Origin of the sequence: Citricoccus parietis (assembly GCF_042433045.1) — a bacterium.
In the GTDB taxonomy this organism is placed as follows: Bacteria; Actinomycetota; Actinomycetes; order Actinomycetales; family Micrococcaceae; genus Citricoccus; species Citricoccus parietis.
In genome coordinates, this window is the sequence record NZ_JBHLWH010000024.1 from 19341 (window position 1) to 27563 (window position 8223).

Consider the following 8223-nt stretch of genomic DNA (forward strand, 5'->3'; position numbering starts at 1 on the left):
GTGCTCGTAACCGGGGTCAGTCGAGGCCGAGCTCGTCCTTGCCGAAGGCGTACAGGTACTGCACCCCGGCCTCCTCCTCGATGCGTTCGGCGGCACCGGTGTCCCGGTCCACGATCACGGCCACGGCCTGCACCTGGCCGCCGGCCTGGCGGACTCCCTCGACGGCGGTCAGCGCCGACCCGCCGGTGGTGGAGGTGTCCTCGAGGACGACGACGGGGCGTCCTTCCACGGACGGTCCCTCCACCTGACGGCCCATGCCGTAGGACTTCTGCGCCTTGCGGACCACGAAGGCGTCCAGGGCCCGGCCCTGGCGGCCGGCCTCGTGCAGCATGGCGGTGCCGACCGGGTCTGCGCCCATCGTCAGGCCACCGACGGCCTGGGCCTCGACGCCGGCCTGGTCCAGCAGGTCCAGCATGACCCGGCCCACCAGCGGGGCGGCCTCGTGGTGGAGGGTGATGCGGCGCAGGTCGATGTAGTAGTCGGCCTCCTTGCCGGAGGAGAGGGTGACCCGTCCGCGCACCACGGCCAGCTCCTTGATGAGTTCCAGCAGTCGGGCACGGTCCTGGGTCTGAGTCGTCATGGACTCCATCCTAGATTCCCCGACTCTGGATTCTCCGGCAGCGCACTCCTAGGGTGGTGCCATGAGTGACCCCATTGACCGGGACGCCCCGACGGGCAACCCCACCGAACAGATGCTCAGCTACTGGATCAACCTGGTGGACACCCTGCTGACCACACGCGTCAACGAGTCCCTCGCCGAACACGGGCTCACCCGCGCCCAGTGGCAGCTGATGAACACCCTGACGGCCCGACCCCAGACCACCGAGGAACTCAGCCAGTCACTGGCGCCGGCGGCGGCCACCACCGAGGAGGGGCCGCGGACGGTCGAAGAGCACCTGGACGAACTCGTCGAGTCCGGCTGGCTGGTGGCCGAGGGCGGGATGTACACCCTGACCAGCACGGGGCGCACGTCCGGCGAGCGCGTGGCCGCCGTGGTGGAGGAACTGCGGGCGGAGATCACCGAGGGGTTCGATGACAGCCAGTACCAGATGGTGGTCCAGGCGCTGAAGACCATGGCCAGGAACCTGGGTTGGGAACATGCCTGAAACATCCATGGGCCTAGGCTGGGCCCATGCGTGAACTGCAGCGAGAGATCATCACCGAGATGGGCGTCAGCCCCGAGATCGATCCGGCCGTCGAGGCGGCCAGACGCGTGGCCTTCCTCCAGGACTACCTGCGGGCCTCCGGTGCCCAGGGTTTCGTCCTCGGCATCTCCGGAGGTCTGGACTCCACCCTGGCGGGCCGCTTGGCGCAGTTGGCCGTCGAGGGGCTCCGGGCCGAGGGCGAACAAGCCGAATTCGTCGCGGTCCGCCTGCCCTACAACGTGCAGCATGACGAGGACGATGCCCGGGCCGCCCTGGATTTCATCGGCGCCGACCGCGAGGTCACCTATGACATCGCCGCCGCCGTGGACGGGTTCGAGTCCGAGTTCGCCTCGGCCATCGGTGAACCGATCTCCGACTTCAACAAGGGCAATGTCAAGGCGCGCGTGCGCATGGTCGCCCAGTATGCGATCGCCGGCGGCCGTGGCCTCCTGGTGATCGGCACGGACCAGGCCGCCGAGTCCGTGACCGGGTTCTTCACCAAGTACGGCGACGGCGGCGCGGACGTGCTGCCGCTGTTCGGTTTGAACAAGCGCCAGAACCGTGCGCTGCTCCAGCACCTCGGAGCATCCGAGAGGCTGTGGGCCAAGGTGCCCACGGCCGACCTGCTGGACGGCAAGCCGGGCCAGACCGACGAGGCCGAGCTCGGCCTGGACTATGACACGATCGACGACTACCTCGAGGGCCGCACCATCCCGGACGAGGCCGCCCAGAAGCTGGAATCGATCTACCTGCGCTCCCGGCACAAGCGCACCACACCGGTGACGATCCTGGACGGCTGGTGGCGCGACTGACGCTCGCCCGGGCCTGGCGCTGGTCTATCGCCCCACGGGAACCTTGCGCATGACCAGCCAGGACACCCCGTTGGCGAGGACGGCGATCACGATCAGCAGGCCGGAGATCTTGGCGATGAGGTTCGTCGAGAAGAACGTCATGAAATCCATCCCGGTGCCCAGCACCAGGGCCAGCGCCCCGAGGATGACCACCAGCAATCCGGCGATCCCGGCCATCACACCGTACTGGCCCCACCGCAGGTAGACGGCGGCCAGTCCGGCTCCGACCGAGAGGCACGCCAGGGTGATCGCGAAGCTGATGAGCAGGGTCGCCCCCAGGTCACCGTCACCGAGCGCGTAGACGTCGAACATGCGCGCTCCCGTGAACCAGTGGCCGGTGGCCTGCTCCAGCAGCAGGAAGGCCCCCATCAGGGCGGACAGGAAGGCGGACTGCACCACGATCCACAGGGCGGTCCCGGCCCAGTAGTGCCGGCGGGTGGAACCCATCATGCCGATGGCGAAGGGCATGGTCCGGGCGTAGGCGTAGACGCCGATCGTCACGATGAAGCCCGGCCAGGACCACAGCGCCGCCTGGTTGTAGCGGAAGCCGGCGCCGAGCTCTTCGGCCGTGGCCGGCGTCAGGGCCGCCAGCAGCAGGAAGACGACCACGCACACGGCGGCCACGGCGGCCAGCATGATGATCGGCACCCAGACCATCTGCATGCGGTCCACGAAGTGCAGCCGGACGATCCGCAGGACCGGGTTCATCCCGCGGTGGGCGGTGGCGGCCGGAGCGGGCCCGGCCTGGGTCAGGGTTGCGGTGCTCATCGTGACTCCTTCGGGGTTTCGGCGGCGGTCTCGCCCACGGTGTCGGTGGGCCGTGAGCCGATTGCGGCCACCAGGTCCTGGAGTCCGACCGGACCGATCTCCAGGTGCTGCTCGGCCGCGGCGGCGGCCAGGCCGGCGTCGGGCTGTCCGGCCAGGGTGACGGAGGACAGCCCGCCGATCCGGCGGGAGTGCAGGATGCTCCTGCCCTCCGTGAGCTGCCCGACGGCGGCCGCCGGGCCGGAGAGGGAGAAGGCGGCGCTGCGCGCCGAGTCCGCGTCGGCATCCATCAGGATCCGGCCGTCGTCGATCACCAGGACCTTCTCCAGCAGGTCCGCCGCCTCGTCGATGAGGTGGGTGGACATGATGATGGTGCGGGGGTGCTCCAGGTAGTCCTGCAGCATCACGTCGTAGAACAGCTGACGGGCCGTGGCGTCCAGACCGAGGTAGGGCTCGTCGAAGAAGGTCAGCGGGGCCCGGGAGGCGAGGCCGACGACGATGGCGACCGAGGACAGCTGCCCGCGGGAGAGCTTCTGGATCTTGGTCTCCACCGGAAGCCGGAACATCCTCACCAGCCGTTCGGCGAAGTCCTGGTCCCAGCTCTCGAAGAACCAGGGGGCGGACTTCAGCACGTGTCCGGCTTTGAAGGACTCCGGATACTTCTGGTTCTCCCGGGCGAAGCACAGGTGGGAGGCCGTCTCGATGTCCTCGAAGGGTACCCGTCCCATCACCGAGACCTCCCCCTGGGTGGACCGGTCCTGGCCGGAGAGGATGGACAGGGCGGTGGTCTTGCCGGCGCCGTTGCGGCCGAGCAGGCCGCAGATGGAGTTGGCGGGGATGTCGAAGTCGAGCCCGTGCAGGATCTCCTTGCGGCCGAAGGACTTCCGCAGCCCGCGCACGCTGATCACGGCCTCGGGGTTGATCGGCTGCCCGGCCGGCAGCGGCCTGGCCTCGTGGCTCAGGGCGTCGGCGGCATGGCCGGTGCCGGTGCTGCTGCCGTTGCCGGAAGCGGGCTCGGCCCCGAAGGGCGCGGCGGCCGCAGTGCCGGACGAGGTGCCGGACGGGGCGTCGCGTGCGGTGTGGTTGATGCCGCCGGGAGCGGTCTCGGGAACGGTGTTGGGAGTGACGTGCATGATTCCCCCTACAGGGCTGATCGGGTGGTGTCTGCGGTGGTCGTGAGATCGGCGGCGGTACTGCGGATCATCTCGGACAGGTCCTCCGGGGTGATCTCCAACCGGGCCGCCTCGGTGAGCAACGGGTGGATGTACTGCCGGGTGAAGGCCTCGCGGCGGGTGCCCAGCAGCTGCTGCCGGGCACCGGGCGCCACGAACATGCCGATGCCCCGTTTCTTGTAGAGGATCCCCGTGTCCACCAGCAGGTTGATCCCCTTGTTGGCGGTGGCCGGATTGATCCGGAGGAACGCGGAGAACTCGGTGGTGGAGGGCACCTGCGTCTCCTCCGGGTAGGTTCCGTCCACGATCCCCTGCTCGATCCGGAGCGCCAGCTGGCGGAAGATCGGCTGCGTGGCGTCCATCTCCATGCGGCGCTCCATTCCTGGGGGTCAGAACCGAGCGCTACAGTCGACTCGGTCCATTGGTTCATTACTTGTGTAACTAACCTAGCAACCTGCCTGCGTCCTGTCCACCCCCGCTTCCAGTCGACTTCGGGAGGGTGTTCGACGCGAACACCCACCCGAAGCCGACGGAAAACCTCCCTCTTCGGTTCGTTAGGCTGGCCAGGTGAAGATCGCGACCTGGAATGTGAACTCCCTCCGTGCCCGAGCCGACCGCGTCGAGTCCTGGCTCGAACGCACCGACGTGGATGTCCTGGCCATCCAGGAGACCAAGTGCAAGGACGAGAACTTCCCGTGGGAGCTCTTCGAGCGCATGGACTACGAGGTGGCCCACTTCGGCTTCTCCCAGTGGAACGGGGTGGCCATCGCCTCCCGCGTGGGCCTGGCGGACGTCGAGCGCACCTTCTCCGGCCAGCCCGCCTTCGGCAAGGGCGGCCTGGACCCGGTCCAGGAGGCCCGCGCCATCGCGGCGACCGTGGGCACCGGGACGGACGCGGTGCGTCTGTGGTCCCTCTACGTCCCCAACGGCCGCGCCCTCGAGGACGAGCACATGCCCTACAAGCTGCAGTGGCTCCACATCCTCAAGGAGCAGGCCGCCGCGGACCTCGCCGCGGACCCGAACCTGCGCCTGGCTCTGACAGGTGACTGGAACATCGCCCCGCAGGACGAGGACGTCTGGGACATCCAGTTCTTCCGGGACCAGGGCCTGACCCACGTGTCCGCACCGGAGCGCGCCGCCTTCCACGCCTTCGAGGAGGCCGGGTTCCAGGACGTCGTCCGCCCGCGCCACCCGGGCCCCGGGGTCTACACCTACTGGGACTACACGCAGTTGCGCTTCCCCAAGAAGGAGGGCATGCGCATCGACTTCGTCCTGGCCTCACCGGCTCTCGCCGACTCCGTCACGGACGCCTGGATCGACCGTGAGGAGCGCAAGGGCAAGGGCGCCTCGGACCATGCCCCCGTGGTCGTGGACCTCGGCCCCTGAGCCGGACGCCATGGAGTACCAGTCCGAGCTGCGCGTCTACCAGCCCCTCGCGGCCTTTCCCGACGCCGTCCAGGCCGAGTACCAGCGCGCCAGCCGCCGCACGCGCACGGAGGCCGAGCAGGAGGCCGCTCTCCGGGCACAACGCCGGCTGCTGCGCGACGTCACCGACCCGTTCCCGCACGGCCGTGACCTGGTCCGGGTGCTCCGGGTCCCCGTGGCCGACGGCGAGGCCCCGGTCTCCGAGTACTTCTGCCCGGATGAGATGGCCCTGCGGAGCGAACTCGCGGCCGAGCAGCTGGCTGACTCGATGCGCCCGCAGATCTTCACCCTGCTCGTCCCGGAGGCGGCCCGGCAGGCCAACATCGAGCGGCTGGCGGAACGGCTGGAGTTCGGCGACGCCGAGGCCCTGCACCAGGTCCACACCCGCACCGCGGTGTGGGGCGTCCCCGCCGGCTGGTTCGCGCTGCTGCACGAGGACGATGAGGTGACCGTGATCGGGAACCCGGACTCCCCCGAGTCCGTGCGCCGCACCGTGCCGCTGGAACTGGCCCTGGAGCGGGCCCGGCACGCCGCCGTCGTGCTCTCCCTGCACGCCCCGGACATGGACCTGCTGAACGACCTGACCATCCTGGTGTCCTGGCTGGAGTCCTTCCACCCGGATTCCCGCGTGGAGCTGGACTACGGCGGGCTGGCCCGGCTCGTGTGGCCGGACGATTCCCCCTTCGACGTCCGCACCGCGATCGAGGCCCTCGAGGACGGGGAGACCGAGGCCGCCGTGATCGCGAACCACCGGATGGTACGCCGCTGGTTGCCGGTCCGGCAGCTGGGCCGTGCCAGCTGACACCCACCCCTGGCATGAATCCACGTGACCACTAGGCTGGGCCCATGACCACGGGACCACTGAGCACCCCACCGTCCGAAGCCCGCAACCACCCCATCAACTCCTGGTGGGTGGACGCCGTGATCTACCAGGTCTACCCCCGCTCCTTCGCGGACGCGGACGGGGATGGCATGGGCGATCTCGCCGGCGTGACCGCCCAGTTGCCGTATCTCGAAGAGCTCGGGGTGGACGCCATCTGGCTCTCGCCGTTCTACGTCTCCCCGCAGCGCGACGGCGGCTATGACGTGGCCGACTACCGGGACGTGGACCCCCTCTTCGGCAGTCTGGAGGACGCCGAACGGCTCCTGGACGCCGCCCATGAGTCAGGGCTCCGGGTGATCGTGGACCTGGTGCCCAACCACACCTCCTCCGCTCATCCCTGGTTCATCGAGGCACTGTCCGCGGACCCGAGTACCGAGGCCGGCCTCGCAGTCCGCGATCGCTACATGTTCCGGCCGGGGACCGGTGCGGATGGCGCGGAGCCTCCGAACAATTGGCAGTCCACCTTCGGAGGGCCGGCCTGGACCCGCACCACGAATCCGAACGGCACCCCCGGAGACTGGTACCTGCACCTGTTCGACTCCTCCCAACCAGACCTGAATTGGGACAACACCGAGGTCCGGGACGAATTCGAGGACATCCTGCAATTCTGGCTGGACCGCGGTGTGGACGGCTTCCGCGTGGATGTGGCCCACGGGCTCGTCAAGGCCGAGGGCCTGCCGGACCACCATGCCCGTCCGGGCATGGTCACCGATGCCGCGCCCCACGCCACCACGGGAGATGCCGACTCCGGCGTGGACGTCTCCGGCCACCGGGAGGCCAACCCACAGGACCACGCCCACCCCGTCCCGTATCACGACCAGGAGGGGGTCCACGAGATCTACCGTTCGTGGAACGCCGTCCTGGCCGAGTATGACCACGACCCGGTGCTCGTGGCCGAGGCCTGGGTGTCCCCGCTGGAGCGGTTGTTCCGTTACGTCCGCCCGGGCGAGATGCACCAGGCCTTCAACTTCACCTTCCTCCTGGCAGGGTGGGACGCGGTGCGCATGTCCGATGCGATCACGGGCTCCGTCCAGGAAGCCGAGAAGGTCGGGGCGACGAACACCTGGGTGCTGTCCAATCACGACACGGTCCGGCACGCCTCCCGCTTCGGACTCTCCGATCCCACGCGTTATCCCAACGGTCTCGGCGCCGAGGACGAACAACCGGACGAGGCCCTGGGCTGGAAGCGCGGCCGCGCCGCGGCGATGATCGAGCTGGGCCTGCCCGGATCGGCCTACATCTACCAGGGAGACGAACTCGGCCTGCCCGAGCACACGACCCTGGACGACTCCCTCCGCCAGGACCCCACGTACGTTCGCACCGAGGGTGCGGAGAAGGGCCGGGACGGCTGCCGCGTCCCCCTGCCCTGGCGCGCCGACGCACCCGGGTTCGGCTTCGCCGTCGGGCATCAGGCCGACAACGGGCCGTCTCCGGACATCCCGACCACCCCTGCCCTCCCCGGGCACGACGCCGGCACGGCACCTCTCGCTGCCGCGGCACCCTGGCTGCCCCAGCCGGAGTCCTACGGGACGTACGCGGCGGACCGGCAGGTCGACGTCGCCGGTTCGACCTTCGAGCTGTACCGGCAGCTGCTCGGCGTCCGCGGGGAACTGGACCTGGGCACCGGAACCTTCGCGTGGTCTCGTTTCCACAGCCCCGAGCTCGGCGTGCTGGCGTTCACCGTGGCCACAGGCGGCGGTCAGCACGGGTATGACCTCGATTCCGGTGACCGCATCCCGGAGAAGGTCGCGCTGGTCATGGCCAACATGGGCCAGACCGCGGTGGAGGTCCCCGAGGAGTATGCCGCGGCGATCTTCAGCCACGACGAGGCGTTGCAGGACGGGCAGCTGATGCCCGATTCCGCCGCCTGGTTCCTCCGACGCTGAGGTACCGGGACGACGAAGGCCCCCACTCTGGGCGGTTTCCAGGGGTCCTCGCAACACCTGATGGTTAAGTGACTGTTAGTAGATCACGCAGACGCT

At 69.2% G+C, this 8223-nt stretch carries 9 protein-coding genes; 5 read left to right on the forward strand and 4 right to left on the reverse strand.

The window, feature by feature from the left end; genetic code table 11:
* Nucleotides 1–16: 16 nt before the first annotated feature.
* Nucleotides 17–589, reverse strand: coding sequence for an orotate phosphoribosyltransferase (gene pyrE, locus ACFFIO_RS08720; protein WP_378041195.1), 573 nt, complete (start codon nucleotides 587–589; stop codon nucleotides 17–19).
* Between the two features lie 52 nt (nucleotides 590–641).
* Between pyrE and ACFFIO_RS08725 the strand changes: the two genes are divergently transcribed.
* Nucleotides 642–1106, forward strand: coding sequence for a MarR family winged helix-turn-helix transcriptional regulator (locus tag ACFFIO_RS08725; RefSeq protein ID WP_378041196.1), 465 nt, complete (start codon nucleotides 642–644; stop codon nucleotides 1104–1106).
* A gap of 26 nt (nucleotides 1107–1132) precedes the next feature.
* Complete coding sequence (gene nadE / locus ACFFIO_RS08730) at nucleotides 1133–1957, forward strand: NAD(+) synthase (RefSeq protein ID WP_378041197.1); 825 nt, start codon at nucleotides 1133–1135, stop codon at nucleotides 1955–1957.
* 24 nt (nucleotides 1958–1981) lie between these two features.
* On the opposite strand, the gene ACFFIO_RS08735 is transcribed toward nadE, so the two are convergent.
* Genes ACFFIO_RS08735 through ACFFIO_RS08745 form a run of 3 tightly spaced genes read right to left on the reverse strand, consistent with a single transcriptional unit; the run spans nucleotide 1982 to nucleotide 4295 of the window.
* Entirely contained in the window at nucleotides 1982–2764 is a 783-nt protein-coding gene (locus tag ACFFIO_RS08735) for a hypothetical protein (protein WP_378041198.1), read from the reverse strand.
* A complete protein-coding gene (locus ACFFIO_RS08740) occupies nucleotides 2761–3894 on the reverse strand; it encodes an ATP-binding cassette domain-containing protein (protein ID WP_378041199.1) in 1134 nt (377 codons plus the stop codon). The genes ACFFIO_RS08735 and ACFFIO_RS08740 overlap by 4 nt, the downstream gene beginning before the upstream one ends.
* Nucleotides 3895–3902: 8 nt before the next feature.
* On the reverse strand, nucleotides 3903–4295 hold the full coding sequence (locus ACFFIO_RS08745; protein ID WP_378041205.1) for a GntR family transcriptional regulator: 393 nt from the start codon (nucleotides 4293–4295) through the stop codon (nucleotides 3903–3905).
* A gap of 205 nt (nucleotides 4296–4500) precedes the next feature.
* Here ACFFIO_RS08745 and ACFFIO_RS08750 point away from each other — a divergent pair, with 205 nt between their 5' ends.
* From ACFFIO_RS08750 to ACFFIO_RS08760, 3 genes are read left to right on the forward strand one after another with little or no spacing between them, the layout of a single operon-like run.
* Nucleotides 4501–5319, forward strand: a complete 819-nt coding sequence (locus ACFFIO_RS08750; RefSeq protein ID WP_378041200.1) for an exodeoxyribonuclease III — start codon at nucleotides 4501–4503, stop codon at nucleotides 5317–5319.
* A complete protein-coding gene (locus ACFFIO_RS08755; protein WP_378041201.1) occupies nucleotides 5288–6160 on the forward strand; it encodes a DUF8083 family protein in 873 nt (290 codons plus the stop codon). Before ACFFIO_RS08750 ends, ACFFIO_RS08755 begins: the two co-directional genes overlap by 32 nt.
* A 44-nt stretch (nucleotides 6161–6204) precedes the next feature.
* Nucleotides 6205–8127, forward strand: coding sequence for a glycoside hydrolase family 13 protein (locus ACFFIO_RS08760; RefSeq protein WP_378041202.1), 1923 nt, complete (start codon nucleotides 6205–6207; stop codon nucleotides 8125–8127).
* The last annotated feature ends 96 nt before the right edge of the window (nucleotides 8128–8223 follow it).

Bases quoted from the DNA above. Each gene is read 5' to 3' on its own strand.
- pyrE (WP_378041195.1), bottom strand. From the start codon at position 589: ATGGAGTCCATGACGACTCAGACCCAGGACCGTGCCCGACTGCTGGAA.
- ACFFIO_RS08725 (WP_378041196.1), top strand. From the start codon at position 642: ATGAGTGACCCCATTGACCGGGACGCCCCGACGGGCAACCCCACCGAA.
- nadE (WP_378041197.1), top strand. From the start codon at position 1,133: ATGCGTGAACTGCAGCGAGAGATCATCACCGAGATGGGCGTCAGCCCC.
- ACFFIO_RS08735 (WP_378041198.1), bottom strand. From the start codon at position 2,764: ATGAGCACCGCAACCCTGACCCAGGCCGGGCCCGCTCCGGCCGCCACC.
- ACFFIO_RS08740 (WP_378041199.1), bottom strand. From the start codon at position 3,894: ATGCACGTCACTCCCAACACCGTTCCCGAGACCGCTCCCGGCGGCATC.
- ACFFIO_RS08745 (WP_378041205.1), bottom strand. From the start codon at position 4,295: ATGGACGCCACGCAGCCGATCTTCCGCCAGCTGGCGCTCCGGATCGAG.
- ACFFIO_RS08755 (WP_378041201.1), top strand. From the start codon at position 5,288: ATGCCCCCGTGGTCGTGGACCTCGGCCCCTGAGCCGGACGCCATGGAG.
- ACFFIO_RS08760 (WP_378041202.1), top strand. From the start codon at position 6,205: ATGACCACGGGACCACTGAGCACCCCACCGTCCGAAGCCCGCAACCAC.